We start from the raw sequence: 17816 nt of genomic DNA, 5'->3' as shown, positions 1-17816 counted from the left end.
TCGGCGTCCTCAAGTCCGGCAAACCGTTCGACCCAATCCTTCATGGGGCTTGATCTCGATAACAGTATCTACGGATTGTCGTGGACGGTGCGGTACAGCGCGGCCAGCGCCAGCCACGGGCCGATGTCCCAGTGCCCGCGCGCCTGGCCGGACGGCGACGGCAGCACGAACAGTTGCGTGCTGCCGATGGTTTCGCTTTGCAGGCCGTAGCTGGCCGCGTGGCCGAGCGCGGCGCGCGCCGCGTTCTTGCTGGTGAAGGCGAGCAGGCGCGGGGCGTGGCGTCCGATCTTGGCGAGCAGGGCGGGCGCGTCGAACGCGTCGCGCGGCAGTTCGTCGTCGTTGCCCGCATGGCGCTTGGCCAGGTCGGTGAGGCCGATGCCGTAGCGGGGCAGCAGCGGGAACTCCGCCGGCGCCAGCAGGCGCGGGGTCAGGCCGGCTTCGAACAGCGCGCGCCAGAACAGGTTGCCGGGATGGGCGTAGTAGGCGCGCTCGGCGGCCGAGCGCCTGCCCGCCGCGGTGCCGCAGAACACCAGCGCCAGGCCGGGTTGCAGCAGGTCGGGCAGGATGTGGCGTTCAGCCCGCCGCGGCATGCTCGTCCAGCAGGAAATCGGTGAACTGGAAGCGCCCGTCGCGCAGCACCGATTCGCCGCGGCGCAGCTTCAGCGGCCGGCGGAACAGCGGCCCGGCGTAGCTCAGCGTATGGAATTCGCCGCGCTCGCCGCAGGGGTCGACGCCGGCCGGCAGCGCGTCGAGCAGGGCGGCATCGTAGTGGCGGCCGCAAAAATCCGCGTCGAGCTGCTGGGTATCCACGCAGCACAGCATCGCGCGATGGCCCTCGCCGACGAAGCGGCGCGACAGCGCAGCGGTGTCCTCGCCCCACAGCGGGAACACCGCGCGCCAGTTGTCGCGGCCGAGCTGGCGCACGCGGTAGTCGCGCACGTCTTCCAGGAACAGGTCGCCGAACGCGCAGTGGCGGATCCCCGGCCAGCGCATCCGCGCCTCGACCAGCGCCTGTGCGTGGGCCGCCTCGTAGGCCTCGTTGCTGCCGGGCCAGTCCAGCATCACCTCCAGCAGCGGCAGGCCGAGCGCGGCGGCCTGCGCCAGCAGCACCTCGCGCTGCACGCCGTGCATGGCCACGCGCTGGTAGTTGCGGTTGACCGTGGTGAGCAGCGCGGTCACCTGCCATTGCGGATCGGCCTGCAGCCGCTGCAGGGCCAGCAGGCAGTCCTTGCCGCCGCTCCATGCCAGCAGGGTCGGCGTCGCCGTGGGCGTCGTCATGCTTTGGGGCTCCCGGGTGGTTCGTCTGGTGGCGGCAGGCCGCGCCGCCCGCCGTCCATTGTGCGGCATTTGCGGGGGAAGGCGGTTTTTCCGCCGTGGTTCATCGACAGTCCGTGGCCACAGCCGCTATAAAGATCACCTGCCCGGGGAGTATGCGGTGAGTGAAGAAATCCTGATCAACGTGACCCCGCGCGAGACGCGGGTCGGGGTGGTCGAAAACGGCATGCTGCAGGAGGTGCACGTCGAGCGGGCGTCCCGGCGCGGCTATGTCGGCAACATCTACAAGGGCCGCGTGCAACGGGTGATGCCCGGCATGCAGGCGGTGTTCGTGGAGATCGGGCTGGAGCGCGCGGCGTTCCTGCACGCCTCCGACATCGTGCGCCCGGCGCCGGCCGAAGGCGCCGAATCGAACGGCAATGGCCACATGCCCTCGATCAGCGAACTGGTGCACGAAGGCCAGGAGATCGTGGTGCAGGTGGTGAAGGACCCGATCAGCACCAAGGGCGCGCGGCTGTCCGCGCACCTGTCGATCCCCTCGCGCTACCTGGTGCTGCTGCCGTACGCGCGCACCCTGGGCATCTCGGCGCGGATCGAGGACGAGGCCGAGCGCCAGCGGCTGCGCGACGTGCTGACCCCGTTGATCGGCGACGCCCCGCTGGGCTACATCGTGCGCACCAATGCCGAAGGGCAGAGCGCCGAGTCGCTGGCGTTCGACGTGACCTACCTCGGCAAGGTGTGGCGGGTGGTGCAGGAGAACATCGCCCGGGCGAAGGTCGGCGAGCGCGTGTACGAGGAACTCTCGCTGCCTCTGCGCAGCCTGCGCGACATGCTCAACGACGACATCGAGAAGGTGCGCGTGGATTCGCGCGAGACCTTCGAGAAGGTGACCAAGTTCGTGCACAAGTTCATGCCGAGCCTGGACGACCGCGTCGAGCACTACGACGGCGAGCGGCCGATCTTCGACCTGTACGGCGCCGAGGACGAGATGCAGCGCGCGCTGAAGAAGGAGGTTCCGCTGAAGTCCGGCGGCTACCTGATCGTCGACCAGACCGAGGCGATGACCACCATCGACGTCAACACCGGCGCCTACCTAGGCACGCGCAACCTGGAGGAGACGGTCTACCGCACCAACCTGGAGGCCGCGCAGGCGGCGGCGCGCCAGCTGCGCCTGCGCAACCTGGGCGGCATCGTCATCATCGACTTCATCGACATGAACGACGAGGAACACAAACGCCAGGTGCTGCGCATGCTCGGCAAGGGGCTGATGCGCGACCATGCCAAGACCACGGTGTACCCGATGTCGGCGCTGGGCCTGGTGGAGATGACCCGCAAGCGCACCACCGAAAGCCTGGCCCGCCAGCTGTGCGAGCCGTGCCCGGCCTGCAACGGCCGCGGCGTGCTGAAGACCGCCGAGACGGTGACCTACGAGATCTTCCGCGAGATCACCCGCGCGGTGCGCCAGTTCAATGCACAGAAGCTGCTGGTGATGGCCAATCCCGCGGTGGTCAACCGGATCCTGGAGGAGGAATCCAGCGCGGTCGCGGAACTGGAAGAGTTCATCTCCAAGAGCATACGCTTCCAGGCCGAAGAGCATTATTCGCAGGAACAGTTTGATGTCGTCTTGCTGTAAATCCGGCGACTGCGGATCCGAGTGGGGCAGTCGCGCGTGAACGCGTCATGGCAGCGGCGGCTGCATGGTTGCGCCCGTGCGTCGGGCTGGGTGGCCGGGGTCGCGCTGATCCTGCTCGCCGTGCTGGCGGCACTGGCCCAACTGCTGCTGCCGCTGCTGGCGCGGCACCCGGACTGGGTGGCCGTGCAGCTCAGTGCGCGGCTGCAGCGACCGGTCAGCTTCGCCTCGATGGAAGGGCGCTGGACGGCCGCCGGCCCGGCGTTCGTGATGCACGGGGTGAACATCGGTGCGGCACCGGGCGAGACGGGTGCCGTGCTGCAACTACCCGAATCCGAGTTGAAATTCGACTTCGGCGGCTGGCTGCTGCCGTCGCGCCACCTGCTCAACCTGCACGTGCGCGGCCTGCAGCTGGACCTGCTGCACGATGCCGCCGGCTGGCATGTCAACGGCATTGGCCTGGCCGGTGGCGGCAGCCGGCAGCCGCTGTCGCTGGGCCGGCTGTCGGCCGACCTGTGGCTGGAAGATCTGCGCGTGGTGGTCACCGACGCCACCTTGGACAAGCGCTACACCCTGCTGTCGAAGCAGCTGCGGCTGAGCCACCAGGGCCGCCAGATCCGTTTCGGTGGCGTGCTGCGGCGCGATGGCGTGAGCGCCGCCGTGCGCACGGCCGGCCGTTTCCGGGAGGACGGCAGTGCGGGCCAGGTCTGGGTCGACGTCGACGGTGCCGAGCTGAAGCCGCTGCTGGATGGCGTCGACATGGGCGGCTACGCGGTCGACCACGGCAGCGGCCGGCTGAGCGCCTGGCTCGACTGGCGCGCGGGCCGGCTGACCCGCAGCCTGACCCGCTTCGACCTGGCTACCCTGACGGTGCGCGCGCCCACCGGCGGCAGCGCCAGCGTGGCGGCGCTGCACGGGCTGCTCGGCGTGCACCAGACCGGCGACGGTTATGGGGTGCGCTGGGCCGGTGACGACGCCAGTGCGCTGGCGCTGAGCCTGCACCAGCCCGGTACGCTGCAGGCCAGCGCCGGCGTCGCTGCGCGCGAGCTGCAGCTGGCGCCGCTGCTGCCGTGGCTGGCCTTGCTGCCGGAGCTGCCGCCGACGCTCGCGCCGTGGCTGGGCCAAGGCCATCCGCGCGGCGATCTCAACCGGGTCGCGCTGCAATGGAGCCGCGCCGACGGCGTGCACGCGGTCGACGTGGCGTTCAGCGGCCTGGGCATCGACCCGGTCGGCAAGCTGCCCGGCGTGAGCAACCTGCACGGCCAGCTGCGCGGCGACGCCGGCGCGCTGTCGCTGGAGCTGCCGGCGCAGGCCGTCACGCTGACGTTCCCGCACACGTTCCGGCAGCCGTTCGTGCTGTCCCGGCTGTCCGGCACGCTGGCTGCCTGGCCGCAGGATGGCAACTGGCACATCGGCGTGGATGCGCTGGATTTCGCCGGCGTCGGCTATGCCGGCCAGGCCCGCGGCGAGCTGGAGTTGCCGGCGCAGGGCGGCCACCCGTTCCTGGAGCTGTATGCCTCGCTCGACCCGTCCGACGTGGTCGCCGCCAAACTGTTCTGGCCGATCGACTCGATGTCGCCGGCCACCGTCGCCTGGCTGGACCGCGCCCTGGTGTCCGGCCATCTGGACCAGGCGCAGGTGCTGCTGCGCGGCGATCTCGGCGACTGGCCGTTCCGCCACAACGAGGGCCGTTTCGAGGCGCGTGCGGCGATCAGCAACCTCACCTTCGACTACGGCAAGGACTGGCCGCGCGCCGAAAACGTCAGCGCGGTGGCCAACTTCATCGACAACGGCATGCTGGTCGAGGCCAGCGGCGGCCAGTCGCTCGGCGTGAAAGCGAGCCAGGCAGTGGCGCTGATCCCGGATTTCCACGACGGCCTGCTCGACCTCAACGTGCAAGGCGGCGGCAGCGGCGCGAGCCTGCTGGAGTTTGCGCGCAGGAGCCCGATCGCCAGCCGCGAGGCCGATACGCTGGCCAAGCTGAAGCTGGGCGGCAGCGGCACGTTCGCGTTCCATCTCGCCATGCCGCTGAAGGACGCCGCCAGCGCGCAGTTGAGCGGCACCGCCCAGCTGAAGGACGCCGACCTCAGTGCGCCGGCATGGAACCTCCAGCTGGACAAGCTCAACGGCCCGCTGACCTTCGACCTGCACGGCCTGCAGGCCGGCCCGCTGGACGCCGGCTTCCGCGGCCAGCCGTCGAAGCTGCGGCTGGCGGTCGCCGGCGCCACCGGCGACCCGGCCACGATCCTCGCGGCGAAGCTGCAGGGCAGCTACCGCATGGCCGAGCTGGTGCAGGATTACCCGTCGCTGGACTGGATCGGCAAGCTGGCCGACGGACGCAGCAACTTCGACATCGGCTTCAGCATCGCGCGCGTGGCCGGCAGCGATGCGCTGGCGCAGACCCTCAGCGTCGATTCCTCGCTGGACGGCATCGCGCTGGGGCTGCCGGCGCCGTTGGACAAACCGGCAACGGCCAGCCTGCCGCTGCACCTGACGATGAGGCTGCCGGTCGACGGCAGCGACCTGCGGCTCGGGCTGGGCGAGGTGATGCGCGGGCATCTGCGCCTGGCTGCCGGGGAGCAGCGGCCGCTGGCCGGCACGCTGGCGTTCGGCAGCCAGATGCCCGAGACGCTGCCGCCGCGCAACCTGCGCATCCGCGGCCATGCCAGCCAGCTCGACGTCACCGGCTGGGTGCAGCACACGGTGGCGGCCAGCGGCGGCAACGGCCCGGGGTTGGAAAGCCTCGACGTCAGCACCGACCAGGCGGAGTGGTTCGGCCGCCCGCTCGGCGCGCTGAAGCTGCACGCTGTGCCGCAGCCGGACGCGCTCGGCGTGGACGTGGACGGCCCGGCGATGGCCGGCAACTTCACCGTGCCGGCCGCCGAACTGAACAAGCGCGGCGTCACCGCGCGGCTGCAGCGGCTGTACTGGCCGAAGGCTCCGCCTCCTCCGGCCGCCGGCAACGCCGCCGCGTCGTCGCGCGACCCCGCCAACACCGGCATCAATCCGGCCGCGTTGCCGCCGTTCCATCTGTGGATCGGCGATCTGCGCCTGGGCGAATCGAAGCTCGGCGAGGCCCGGCTGGAAACCTGGCCCACCGCCGAGGGCATGCGCATCGAGCAACTGCGCGCACTGTCCAGCCGCGTGCAGGTCAACGCCAGCGGCGATTGGAACGGCAACGCCAGCAGCAGCCATACGCACATGAAGATCAGCTTCGCCGCCGAGGATCTCGGCGCGATGCTCGGTGCGTTCGGCTACGACGGGCTGGTCAACGGCGGCAAGACACGCGACCAGCTCGATGCCAGCTGGCCCGGCGCGCCCAGCGACCTGTCGCTGGCCACCATGGACGGCACCCTCACCATCCAGGTCAGCGACGGCCATATCCCCGAGGCGTCGTCGCCCGGGGTGGGGCGGCTGCTCGGGCTGGTCTCGCTGGCCGAATTGCCGCGCCGGCTCACCCTCGATTTCGGCGACGTGTTCGGCAAGGGGCTGGCGTTCGACTCGATCACCGGCGATTTCAAGCTGGCCAACGGCAACGCCGTCACCGACAACCTGGTGATCGCCGGCCCGGCCGCGAGCGTCAGCGTCAACGGCCGCACCGGGCTGCGCCTACGCGACTACGACCAGCAGATGGTGGTGGTGCCGCACGTCGGCAACAGCCTGCCGCTGGTCGGCGCGATGGTCGGCGGCCCGGTCGGGGCGGCGGCGGGTTTCGCCGTGCAGGGCATCCTCGGACGGGGCCTGAACCAGGCGGCCAGCGCGCGCTACCGGATCACCGGCAGCTGGGACAAGCCGGTAATCACCCTGGTCGAGAAGCGCGGCGGTCCCGCGCCCACCACGCCGCCGCTGCTCAATCGACCCGCTCCGCCGGCCGCCGTTCCGGCCCTGCCTGCCGCCGCCGGCTCGGTGCTGCCGCCCGCACCCAAGCTTTAAAGCGGCCGGCGGCAGCCCCATGTGAAGCATTCCGCACCGACCGCAGGCCAACGACGCCCCATGGATTCCCTGATCGCCCTCGCCGAAAGCAAGCTGCTGTCCCCCGGCGGCATCGCCACCGGCGACCTCGATCGCGTGTTCTCACAGTTGATGGGCCCCGCGATCGACGCCGCCGACCTGTACTTCCAGCATTCGCGCAGCGAGTCGTGGACGCTGGAGGAGGGCATCGTCAAGGACGGCAGCCACTCGATCGAGCAGGGCGTGGGCGTGCGCGCGATCTCGGGCGAGAAGACCGGCTTCGCCTATTCCGACGAGATCGTGCTGCCGCAGCTGCTGGAAGCCTCGAAGGCCGCGCGTGCGATCGCGCACGACGGCCGCGGCGCCGGCAAGCCGCTGGCGCTGAACGGCGCGCGGGCACTGTACCCGGCGATCGACCCGGTCGAAAGCCTGCCGAACCCCGACAAGATCGCGCTGCTGCGTGAGGTGGACGCCTATGCGCGCTCGCGCGACCCGCGCGTGAAGCAGGTCATAGTCAGCATGGCCGCCACCATCGATACCGTGCTGATCGCCGCTTCCGACGGCACCCTCGCCGCCGACGTGCGCCCGCTGGTGCGCATCAACGTGCAGGTGATCGCCGAGCAGAACGGCCGGCGCGAGCAGGGCTACGCCGGCGGCGGCGGCCGCTACGGCTACCGCGAGCTGATCGAGGACGGCCGCGCGCTGCGCTTCGCCGACGAGGCGGTGCGACAGGCGCTGGTGAACCTGGATTCGGTCGACGCCCCCGCCGGCCAGATGACCGTGGTGCTAGGCCCCGGCTGGCCCGGCGTGCTGCTGCACGAGGCGATCGGCCACGGCCTGGAAGGCGACTTCAACCGCAAGGGCAGCTCCGCGTTCGCCGGCCGCATCGGCCAGCGCGTGGCCGCCAAGGGCGTCACCATTGTCGATGACGGTACCCTGGTCGGCCGCCGCGGCTCGCTCAGCATCGACGACGAAGGCACCCCGACCGAATGCACCACCCTGATCGAGGATGGCATCCTGAAAGGCTATATGCAGGACAAGCTCAACGCGCGCCTGATGGGCATGGCGCCCACCGGCAACGGCCGCCGCGAATCGTTCACCGCGCTGCCGATGCCGCGCATGACCAACACCTACATGCGGGCCGGCCAGCACGATCCGGCCGAGATCGTCCGCTCGGTGAAAAAAGGCCTGTACGCGCCGAATTTCGGCGGCGGCCAGGTCGACATCACCAACGGCAAGTTCACCTTCTCCGCGTCCGAGGCGTATCTGATCGAGGACGGTCGCATCACCCGCCCGGTGAAGGGCGCCACGCTGATCGGCTCCGGGCCGGAAGTGCTCAACCGCGTGTCGATGATCGGCAACGACCTGGCGCTGGACGAGGGCGTGGGCGTATGCGGCAAGGACGGCCAGAGCGTACCCGTCGGCGTGGGCCAGCCCACGCTGAAGATCGACTCGATGACGGTGGGCGGCACCGCGTCCTGAACCGTCGGCGGGAACGGCAGTGCGCGTCCGCTGTGGCCTGCCTGCGACATTGTGTTCCAGTGCCCGAAGGCCGGACTTTTGACTGGAATCAATATCCCGGGCATCCGCTAGTCCAAGACTGCACTCACATCCAGTCATCACACTGGAACCGTGGGGAACATGCATATGTACACTCGTTGGAATACCCGGGTTTCGAGCTGGTTCGCCGCCCTCTGCCGACCACCGCGCTGGATCGTGCTGATCGCACTCGCGTGGCTGGGGGTACCCACCCTGGCATCGGCGGTGCCTTCATACGCACGACAGACCCAGCAGGCCTGCGTCGCCTGCCATGTGGGCGGCTTCGGGCCGGAACTTACCCAGTTCGGGCGCCAGTTCAAGCTGATGGGCTACACCATGAAGGTTGGCGACCAGACGGACGTACCGCTTTCGGCGATGCTGGTCGAGTCGTTCACGCACACGCAGAAAGCCCAGACGGAGGCCCCGGCCAAGGGCTTCGGCACCAACAACAACACCGAGTTGCAGCAGGTGTCGGCGTTCCTGGCCGGCCGATTGAGCGAGCACATCGGCGTCTTCGCGCAGGCGACCTATTCGGAGAATGGCGGCCTGCTCGGCTGGGACAATATGGACTGGCGCTATGCGCGCATGTTCAGCCATGGCAGCCATAGCGGCATCTGGGGTATCTCGCTCAACAACAACCCCACCGTCAGCGACGTGTTCAACACCGCACCGGCGTGGAAGTACCCCTACATGTCGGCCGATCTGGCCCCCGGGGCACCCGCCCAGCCGATGCTGCTCGGCGGCCTCGCCGCACAGGTGGTCGGTGTCAGCGCCTACATGCAGCTGGATGGCGCCTGGTACATGGAGCTGGGCGGCTATCGCTCGCTGTCGCCGGCCTTCCTGCGCAGCGTCAATGGCCATTTCAACGGCCGCCTGAGCGGGGTCACGCCCTATGCGCGCCTGGCCTACACGTGGAACCTGCCCACCGGCAGCCTCTCTCTCGGCGGCTTCATGCTGAACATGCGCCGCGGACAGGTCGGCAGCAATGCGGTCGGTGACGCGGTGGCGTTGCCCGGGCCGACGGACCGGTTCCGCGACTTCGGCATCGATTCCAGCTACATGTACATCAAGGGCGATCACACGATCACCGTCGACGGACTGTACGTCCACGAGAGCCAACGCCTGGATGCCACCTACGGCGGCGGCGGATCGGACCATCTGCACAACAGCCTGCACTCGCTCAATCTCAAGGGCAGCTACTGGTACCGCCATACCTACGGCGTGACCCTGGCAACCTTCGTCGACAATGGCAGCAAGGACGCCACGCTCTACGGCAACGACGGCTCACCGAACACCCAAGGCGAAAGCGTCGAGCTCGACTACAGCCCGTTCGGCCAGTCCAGCTCATGGGCGCAGCCGTGGGCCAACGTGCGGCTGGGCCTGGAGTACACGTACTTCAACCGTTTCAGCGGACGCGTGCACAACATCGACGGAGCAGGACGCAACGCCAGCGACAACAACACGCTCTACTTCTACGTGTGGTTGGCGATCTGAGCGTGCGTCGATGAAAATGGGCGGCGCTGCTGCACGCGGTCGTGGATGCCCATTGAGATCGGACGGACGTCCATATGGCAACAGAGTTCGTTGGCCATGAGTCCTTCGACGAGCCCAGGGCAGGTGCAGTGAAGTCGAAGGGCGATTGCCGCGAAGTTATGTCGATGCTTGATTGGTAGAGCAAAGCGAAGGGCTTTCGGCTGCCGCAAGTGGCCGAAAGCCCTTTGTTCTGAATGCCACGGAGAGCAAAGGCATCGCGCACGACCGAAGGAAGTCCCTTGTGGACAGGGGCGCTCCTACGGGCTGATGCGTCAGCCCTCGACCGAATCGCCCGCCTGCAGATCCTTCAGCAACTGGAATATCTCCCGATACGCCCGCGGCGGCTTGTTCGGCGTGTCCTTCTCGATACGCGCCTGGCGCACCAGCGAGCGCAGGCGCTGGCGGTCGACCTGGGGGTACTCGGCGATCAGTTCGGAGAGCGCGCTTTCGTCCTCGGCGACCAGCCGGTCGCGCATCGCCTCCAGGCGGTGCATCGCGGCGGTTTCCTGGCGCTGCTTCTCGCGGTTCTCGCCGAGTTCGGCGCGCACTGCGGCGAAGTCGTCGTCGCCGTAGCGGCGCATCACCTTGGCGAGGAAGGCGAGCTGGCGCTTCTTCGCGCCGTGCGAAGTGATGCGGCGGGTGACGTCGATTTCGCGGCGCACGTCTTCCGGCAGCGCGAGCTTGGCCAGCCGGCTCGGCTGCAGCTCGATCAGCTGGCCGGCCAGGGTCAGGATGGCCAGGGCTTCGCGGCGTTGCTGGGTACGGCTGGGGCCGTAGTCCGCGTCGTCGAGTTCGGTCTGGTTGCGGCTGCGGCTCGGGCTCACGGGATCATTCCAGAAGAAAAGCGGGCGGATCAGGCGTGCGGGTCATTGCTGGCCAGCCCGGTCGGGCCTTGTCCGGCCGGGTCCAGCTCAGCCTGTTCCAGCGCGAAGCGGGCGATCGGTTCGCCGTCCAGTTCGATGGTCTCGCTGAACATCGCGGCGGGACGCACCCACAGGCCATGATCGCCGTAGAGCGCCTGGTAGACCACTAGCGGCTCCATGGTTTCGCTGTGGTGCGCGGTGCCCAGCACGCGGTAGCGCTGGCCCTTGTAGTGGCGATAGATGCCGGCGGTAGGTTGCATGGGCGTTCTCCGCAGCTCTTTTCATTTCGCCGCCGTGGCCCCATGTCAGATGCCAGCGGCTGCGAACCACCTATTCTACCCGTCTAATCCCCAGGAAAGCCCGACGTGAGCGAAGTTGCCATCAGCCCGGCCCCCAGCCTGCACGAACTCGACCGCCTGGCCGAGCTGGCCGAGGACGTGATCCGCCGTGCCCGAGCCGCCGGCGCCAGCCAGGCCGAGGTGGCCGCCAGCATCGATACCGGGCTCAGCGTGAACGTGCGCCTGGGCGAGGTGGAGACGGTGGAGCACACTCGCGACCGCGGTTTCGGGCTCACCGTGTACTTCGGCCAGCGCAAGGGCTCGGCCAGCACTGCCGACCTCAACCCCGATTCGATCCAGGCCACGCTGGACCAGGCCTGCGCGATCGCCCGCTATACCGAGGCCGACCCGGCTGCGGGGCTGGCCGATGCGACGCGCATGGCCACGGCGTTTCCCGACCTGGATCTGTGGCATCCGTGGGACATCGACACCGCGCAGGCGATCGAGCTGGGCATCCGGATCGAGGACGCCGGCCGCGCGCACGCCGGCATCAGCAATTCCGACGGCGCCAGCGTGCAGGCCGGGCAGGGCCTGTCGGTGTACGCGAACTCGCACGGCTTCGTGGGGCGCGAGCGCGGCACCCGGCACTCGCTGTCGCTGGCGCTGATCGCCGGCGACGAGGACGGCATGCAGCGCGACTACTGGTACGACAGCGTGCGCGCGGCCGGCGATTTCATCAGCGCGCAGGCGCTGGGCGACAAGGCCGCCGCACGCACGCTGGCGCGACTGGGTGCGCGCAGCCTGTCGACGCGGCAGTGCCCGGTGCTGTTCGCGCCGGAGCTGGCGCGCGGGCTGATCGGCCACCTGCTTGGCGCGGTCAGCGGCGGTGCGTTGTATCGCCACGCCAGTTTTCTGCTCGACCATGTGGGCAAGCCGGTGATGCCGGCCTGGCTGAACATCGACGAGCGGCCGCACCTGCCGCGCGGCCAAGGCTCGGGCAACTTCGACGCCGAGGGCGTGGCCACCGTCGACAGTGCGCTGGTCGAAGGCGGCGTGCTGGCGCGCTACGTGCTGGGCAGCTACTCGGCGCGCAAGCTGGGCTTGCAGTCGACCGGCAACGCCGGCGGCATCCACAACCTGATCGTGGAGCCGGGCGCGGCCGACGGCGAGCACAGCGATTTCGACGGCATGCTGCGGCGCCTGGGCAACGGCCTGCTGGTGACCGAGGTGATGGGGCAGGGCGTGTCCACCGTCACCGGCGACTATTCGCGCGGCGCGGCCGGCTTCTGGGTCGAGAACGGCCGGATCGCCTACCCAGTAGAGGGGATCACCATTGCGGCGAACCTGCGCGAGATGTTCGCCGGCATCGTCGCGGTGGGCACGGACGTCGACCCGCGCTCGCACATCCTCACCGGCTCGATCCTGCTGGAGCGGATGACGGTGGCGGGCGAGTAGCCTGGTTGGCAGGGCGGGCACTGCCCGCCGCTCTTGGGCCGTGATGTATCGTCGAAGAGCCGACGGACAGTGTCCGCCCTACGAAGCAGGAGCGTCGTGCACGACCGGGCGCAGATTCATGCGGCAAAGCCGGGCGAGGCTTGCTAGCATCTTCCTGACCGGCAAGCGGCCGGCGAATTTTCGACGTTGAGGAGATGCGCATGAGCGTTCCACCCGAGTCCGTCATTCCGCCCCCGTCGAACGAACCGCCGATGGCCGGGGCACCTTCCGCCGAAGAGCGTCAGTGGGCGATGTTCGCGCATCTGTCCGCGCTGGCCGGTGTGATCATTCCGCTGGGAAGCATCATCGGTCCGCTGGTGATCTGGCTGATCAAGAAGGACACCATGCCGTTCGTCAACGACCAGGGCAAGGAAGCGCTGAACTTCAACATCACCGTGGCGATCGCCGCCATCGTGGGCTGGATCCTGTGCTTCATCCTGATCGGCTTCCTGGTGCTGGCGGTGCTGGCGATCGGCTGGCTGGTGTTCGTCATCATCGCCACGATCAAGGCGAACGAGGGCACTACTTACCGCTATCCGTTCACGCTGCGACTGGTCAGCTGAAGGCGTGCTTCGCGCGATGAAGCGGGGCGGCGCAAGCCGCCCTTTTCATGGATCGCGATTCGCTCAGTAATGGCGATGGGCGGCGTACAGCGCCAGCTCTTCCAGTAGTTCGGCGCGCTTGCCCAGCGGCGCGATCGTGGCCAGCGCGGTGTCGGTCAGTTCGGCCAGCCGGGCGCGCGAGGCGTCGAGTCCGATGATCGAGGGGAAGGTGGGCTTGGCGGCGGCGGCGTCCTTGCCGGCGGTCTTGCCGATCACCGCCGATTCGCCTTCCACGTCGAGGATGTCGTCGCGCACCTGGAACGCCAGGCCGACCGCGTGGGCGTAGCGGTCCAGCGCCCGCAGCGTGCCGCCGCCGGCGCCGGCGACGAGCGCGCCCAGCTGTACCGAGGCGCGGATCAGCGCGCCGGTCTTGCAGGCGTGCATGTGCTCCAGTTCGTCCAAGGTCAGCGGATGGCCGACCGCGGCGAGGTCCAGCGCCTGGCCGCCGGCCATGCCCTCGGCGCCGCAGGCGCGGCCCAGCGCGCGCAGCATGGCCATGCTGGTGGACGGGTCGGTGCGCTGCGAGCCGTCGTCGGCGAGGATCTCGAACGCCAGCGCCTGCAGCGCGTCGCCGGCGAGGATCGCCATCGCTTCGCCGAACACGATGTGGCAGGTCGGGCGGCCGCGGCGCAGCGCGTCGTCGTCCATCGCGGGCAGGTCGTCGTGCACCAGGGAATAGGCGTGGATCAGCTCCACCGCGCAGGCGGCCGCATCCAGCGACGGACCGTCTTCGCCCAGCGCGTGCGCGGCGGCGTAGACCAGCAGCGGGCGCAGCCGCTTGCCGCCGCCGAGCACGGCGTAGCGCATCGCGCGATGCAGTTCGGCGGGGGATTGTTCGGCCGGGGGCAGGCTGTGGTCCAGCGCCTGTTCGGCACGGACGATCAATGCTTGCAGGGCGGGACCAAGCTCAGAGTTCGGGTTCAAACGGTTGGGCGCTGTCGGGGGCTTCGGGGTCGAGCAGCAGGCGCACGCGCAATTCGGCCTGCTCCAGCGACTGCTGGCAATGACGGAACAGCCCGATGCCGCGCTCGAACGAGGCCAGCGATTCGTCCAGGCTCATCTCGCCGCCTTCCATCTTCGCGACCAGTTGTTCCAGCTCGTCGAGGGAGTGTTCGAAGTCGGCGGCGGGCGGGGTCTTGCCGGGTGCGGGAGCGGTCTTGGCCATGGCCCGCAACGCTAGCGCAGCGGCCGTCCGGAATCAATCCGCGCGGGCCGCGGAACGCCGCCGGCGTGACCTGGGTCAGCGTCCCGCACGCCAGCGCGGCGGCGCGCCGGCCTGGCGGAAAATCGCCGAGCCGCGGGCGCTGATCCAGCGGTCGGCCACCGCGACCAGTTCGTCGCCGGCATACAGCAGCGGGCAGGCGTTGCGCTGCCATGGCGGCAGTTGCGCCTGCTGGAACAGGTCGCGCAGCTCGCGCGTATGCGCGTCGCCGTCGGGCCGGATGCGCTCGCCGCCGCGGCGCAGGCGCACGAGCAGCGGCTCGGCAAGACGGATCCCTTCGACAGTCAGGGATAGTTCGCCGCCGTCGGGCAGCGCCACCGGCTCGCCGCGCCAGGGCGCCTGCCAACCGGTGTCGATGGCATACCCCGGCGGCAAGGCCCACAGGCGGCCTTTCCAGAGGTGCAGCTCGGCGCCGGCCCAGCGGATGCACGGCAACTGGCCAGGGCGCGCGCCGCATTGGCGCTCGATCTGCCGACGCTGGGCGGCGGTGGGTGCGGGCAGGCCGCGCAGGTGCAGCCAGTGGTCGAGCAGCGGCTCGCGCAACGCCGGGGCCAGCGCCAGCCAGCCGTGGGCGTCCAGACTCCCGCTGGTGGGGTCGTGCAGCGCCGCGAACGCGGCCAGCCATTGCATCCGCAGCGCATCGGCGGCGGCGCGGCTGAGTGCGGCGCTGTGCAGGATCGAATCCACCGCGTGCGGCCAGTGTTGCGCCAGTCGCGGCAGGATTTCGTGGCGCAGCCGGTTGCGCGCCAGGCGCGTATCGCGATTGGACGGATCGTCGATGCAATCCAGCTGCCGCGCCGCGACGTAATCGTGCAGTTGCTGCCGCGACAGCGCCAGCAACGGCCGCCACAGCTGGCCGCGGCCGAACGGGCGCAGCGCGCGCATGCCGCCGAGCCCTTCCGGGCCGGCGCCGCGCAGCAGCTTCAGCAGCACGGTCTCGGCCTGGTCGTCGCGATGGTGACCGAGCAGCAGGCATTCGCCATCGTGCAACTGCGTGGACAGCGCGGCGTAGCGCGCGGCACGGGCGGCGGCTTCCACGCCCATGCCGCTGCCGCTGTCGACCTGCACGCGTAGCACCTTGCACGGCACGTCCAGTGCGGCGCAGTAGCGTTCGCAGTGTGCGGCCCAGGCCGCGCTGTCCGGGTGCAGGCCGTGATCGACATGCAGCGCGCGCAGTCCGCGCGCGCGGGCTTCGGGCAGTTGTGCCAGCGCGTGCAGCAGGGCAGTGGAATCCGGGCCGCCGCTGAAGGCGACGCACAGCGGGCCCGGCGGCAGCGCCGCCAGGGAGGCCAGCAGATGCGCTTGCAGCCGATTGCTCACTTCTTGCTGTCGCGTGGCCGGACGTAGAGATGCTTGCCGTTGCCGATCTGGCGTTCCTCGGTCTCGAACAGGCCGATGCCCTTGATCAGGCCGCTTAGCTTGGCGTAGCCGTAGTTGCGCGAGTCGAAGTCAGGCGACTGCTTGCTGATGATGCTGCCGATGGTGCCGAGGCTGGCCCAGCCGGTGTCGTCCGAGGCTGCCTCCAGCGCGCCGCGCAGCAGGTTCATGAGGCGCGTGTCGCCACGCAGTTCCTTCGCCGAGCGCGGTTTCGGCGCGGCCGCGGTCTCGGTCTCGGTCGTGCCGGCCAGCACCTCGGTATAGATGAACTTGTCGCAGGCGGTGCGAAACGGCTCGGGTGTCTTCTTCTCGCCGAAGCCGTACACGGTCTGGCCGGATTCGCGGATGCGCGAGGCGAGCCGGGTGAAGTCGCTGTCGCTGGAGACGATGCAGAAACCGTCGAAGCGCTCGGCGTAGAGCAGGTCCATCGCGTCGATGATCATCGCCGAGTCGGTGGCGTTCTTGCCGACGGTGTAGCGGAACTGCTGGATCGGCTGGATCGAGTGGCGCAGCAGCACTTCCTTCCAGCCGTTGAGGTCGGGCTTGGTCCAGTCGCCGTAGATGCGCTTGACGTGTGCGGTGCCGTACTTCGCCACTTCGGCGAGCAGGCCTTCGACGATCGCCGGGCGGGCGTTGTCGGCGTCGATCAGTACGGCGAGCTTGTCGTGGGCCATGACGGGCTCCTGGGCGGCCTAGGAATGACAGGGATGGTAGCGCCTTGGCGGAATGCCACAACGCTGTTCATGCGTTTGAGGACCGCTCCACGGGCCAGTCACGGGGCGGGCCGATTAAAGCGAAGCCCCGGCCAGTGGCCGGGGCTCGATGCTCGTTCGACGGCAACGCGCCGGGTTTCAATGGATGTCGCGGTCAAAGCCATACGGTGGCGTGATGCCGGTAAAGTCGCCAACCGCCTTGGCGTCGTAGGGGCCGTTGAGCTGGTTGAAACCGTCGCCGGGCGCATTGAGCGCACCCTGCTGGAACACGATCTTTCCTTCGGGCGTGACCTCGATGACGCGCTGGTTGAATTGATCGCTGATCAGCGTATCGCCATTGCGCAAACGCAGCGCGCGCGTCGGCAAGGGCGCTGGGTTGCTGCCCGGGTCGGTGCTGGTGAGGTACTGCCAGACGGCGTGGTCGTTGCCGTCGACTTCGACGATGCGGTTGTTGTTGGAGTCGCTGATCAGCGTGTCGCCGTTGTCCAGCCGGCTGGCGAAGGCGGCGCCGTTCACCGTGCCCATGGCGGTGAACTGCTTCACGATCTGCAGGTCGGGAGTGACCTCGATGACCCGGTTGTTGTTCTCGTCGGCGATCAGGATGTGGCCGTTTTCCAGCACTTCCGCGCTGTTCGGATTGCTGAGCTGGTTGGGGCCGTTGCCGGCCACGCCCGTGGTGCCGTATTGCCAGACGATCTTGTGCCCCAGGTTGACCAGGATGACGCGCTGGTTGCCCTGGTCGGTGATCAGCACGTGCGCACCCGGATGACGCGGAAAGCCGGTCAGGAAGAGGGAGTGCACCGGGGTATTCAGTTCGTTCGGACCCGAACCGGTGATGCCTGCCTTGCCGTACTGCCAGAGAATGTCGCCGCCGCGATCGACAATCAGTACGCGATTGTCGGGACAGCCGCTGACCGGGTCGGCACAGCCGGGGAGCGCCGGGTTGCTGGGCGGGATGCCTGTGCCCGAGATCAACGTGAAGCCGTTGAAGCGCTCGGCATCGTTCACGCCCACGATGCTCCTGGGGCCCGGCAAGTCCGAGCCGTTGCCGAAACGCCACAGCACACGGTGGGTGTCGCGGTCGATTTCGATGACGCGATTGTTGAACTGATCCGCAATGAGAATGGTGCCGTGCGCCTCTTCGCGGGCCGGTGCAGCGGGGGAGAAGAAAATGCCGCCGATTGCCGTGGCAATGGCAAGCGCGGCCAGTACGCGCCGTGGCGTCGTCGTTGGTGCCGAAACGTGTGTCATGGAAAGCCCTCCACTCGGGTCAAACCGCGACAAGCAGACCCAAAGGCTCCCCCCGGCGGTGGTGCGATGGCCTGCTGGGCAGGACATC

The 17816-nt window shown here is 69.0% G+C and carries 15 protein-coding genes; 6 read left to right on the top strand and 9 right to left on the bottom strand.

Annotated elements, in window-relative coordinates; translation table 11 throughout:
* Positions 1–68: 68 nt before the first annotated feature.
* Both RHOFW104R8_RS10790 and RHOFW104R8_RS10785 read right to left on the bottom strand, forming a co-directional pair.
* Positions 69–590, bottom strand: a complete 522-nt coding sequence (locus tag RHOFW104R8_RS10790) for a mismatch-specific DNA-glycosylase (protein ID WP_068094921.1) — start codon at positions 588–590, stop codon at positions 69–71.
* Positions 574–1278 (bottom strand): ATP-binding protein, encoded by a 705-nt coding sequence (locus RHOFW104R8_RS10785; protein WP_068094924.1) that lies wholly within the window; start codon positions 1276–1278, stop codon positions 574–576. The genes RHOFW104R8_RS10790 and RHOFW104R8_RS10785 overlap by 17 nt, the downstream gene beginning before the upstream one ends.
* Before the next feature lie 157 nt (positions 1279–1435).
* Between RHOFW104R8_RS10785 and rng the strand changes: the two genes are divergently transcribed.
* From rng to RHOFW104R8_RS10765, 4 genes are all read left to right on the top strand, one after another.
* Positions 1436–2908 carry a ribonuclease G gene (gene rng, locus RHOFW104R8_RS10780; protein ID WP_068094925.1) on the top strand — a complete coding sequence of 491 codons (1473 nt, stop codon included), beginning with the start codon at positions 1436–1438 and terminating at the stop codon, positions 2906–2908.
* 36 nt (positions 2909–2944) lie between these two features.
* Complete coding sequence (locus RHOFW104R8_RS10775; protein WP_068094940.1) at positions 2945–6838, top strand: YhdP family protein; 3894 nt, start codon at positions 2945–2947, stop codon at positions 6836–6838.
* Positions 6839–6898: 60 nt separating this feature from the next.
* Positions 6899–8338 carry a metalloprotease TldD gene (gene tldD / locus RHOFW104R8_RS10770; protein ID WP_068094928.1) on the top strand — a complete coding sequence of 480 codons (1440 nt, stop codon included), beginning with the start codon at positions 6899–6901 and terminating at the stop codon, positions 8336–8338.
* Positions 8339–8503: 165 nt separating this feature from the next.
* Positions 8504–9889 (top strand): cytochrome C, encoded by a 1386-nt coding sequence (locus tag RHOFW104R8_RS10765; protein WP_235604403.1) that lies wholly within the window; start codon positions 8504–8506, stop codon positions 9887–9889.
* A 311-nt stretch (positions 9890–10200) separates the two neighbouring features.
* On the opposite strand, the gene yjgA is transcribed toward RHOFW104R8_RS10765, so the two are convergent.
* Together yjgA and RHOFW104R8_RS10755 are read right to left on the bottom strand one after the other, a co-directional pair.
* Entirely contained in the window at positions 10201–10752 is a 552-nt protein-coding gene (gene yjgA / locus RHOFW104R8_RS10760; RefSeq protein WP_068094933.1) for a ribosome biogenesis factor YjgA, read from the bottom strand.
* A 29-nt stretch (positions 10753–10781) separates the two neighbouring features.
* A complete protein-coding gene (locus RHOFW104R8_RS10755; protein ID WP_068094935.1) occupies positions 10782–11051 on the bottom strand; it encodes a DUF1653 domain-containing protein in 270 nt (89 codons plus the stop codon).
* Between the two features lie 105 nt (positions 11052–11156).
* On the opposite strand from RHOFW104R8_RS10755, the gene pmbA reads away from it, so the two are divergent.
* Entirely contained in the window at positions 11157–12524 is a 1368-nt protein-coding gene (gene pmbA, locus RHOFW104R8_RS10750; RefSeq protein ID WP_068094938.1) for a metalloprotease PmbA, read from the top strand.
* A gap of 200 nt (positions 12525–12724) precedes the next feature.
* On the top strand, positions 12725–13126 hold the full coding sequence (locus RHOFW104R8_RS10745) for a DUF4870 domain-containing protein (protein ID WP_068096409.1): 402 nt from the start codon (positions 12725–12727) through the stop codon (positions 13124–13126).
* Between the two features lie 63 nt (positions 13127–13189).
* Here RHOFW104R8_RS10745 and RHOFW104R8_RS10740 read toward each other — a convergent pair whose 3' ends face one another.
* The 5 genes from RHOFW104R8_RS10740 to RHOFW104R8_RS10720 all read right to left on the bottom strand — a co-directional run bounded on the left by RHOFW104R8_RS10740 (position 13190) and on the right by RHOFW104R8_RS10720 (position 17728).
* The gene (locus RHOFW104R8_RS10740; protein ID WP_068096350.1) at positions 13190–14089 is read right to left on the bottom strand and encodes a polyprenyl synthetase family protein; all 900 of its coding nucleotides are present in this window, start codon (positions 14087–14089) and stop codon (positions 13190–13192) included.
* Entirely contained in the window at positions 14073–14330 is a 258-nt protein-coding gene (locus RHOFW104R8_RS10735) for an exodeoxyribonuclease VII small subunit (protein ID WP_068096351.1), read from the bottom strand. Before RHOFW104R8_RS10735 ends, RHOFW104R8_RS10740 begins: the two co-directional genes overlap by 17 nt.
* A 75-nt stretch (positions 14331–14405) precedes the next feature.
* A complete protein-coding gene (gene tilS, locus RHOFW104R8_RS10730; protein ID WP_068096353.1) occupies positions 14406–15707 on the bottom strand; it encodes a tRNA lysidine(34) synthetase TilS in 1302 nt (433 codons plus the stop codon).
* Complete coding sequence (locus RHOFW104R8_RS10725) at positions 15704–16438, bottom strand: NYN domain-containing protein (RefSeq protein ID WP_068096354.1); 735 nt, start codon at positions 16436–16438, stop codon at positions 15704–15706. Before RHOFW104R8_RS10725 ends, tilS begins: the two co-directional genes overlap by 4 nt.
* Before the next feature lie 177 nt (positions 16439–16615).
* Complete coding sequence (locus tag RHOFW104R8_RS10720) at positions 16616–17728, bottom strand: hypothetical protein (protein ID WP_068096355.1); 1113 nt, start codon at positions 17726–17728, stop codon at positions 16616–16618.
* Positions 17729–17816 lie beyond the last annotated feature (88 nt).

Source organism: Rhodanobacter sp. FW104-R8 (assembly GCF_001617365.1).
Taxonomy (GTDB): domain Bacteria; phylum Pseudomonadota; class Gammaproteobacteria; order Xanthomonadales; family Rhodanobacteraceae; genus Rhodanobacter.
This window is presented reverse-complemented; position numbering and strand designations above follow the sequence as displayed.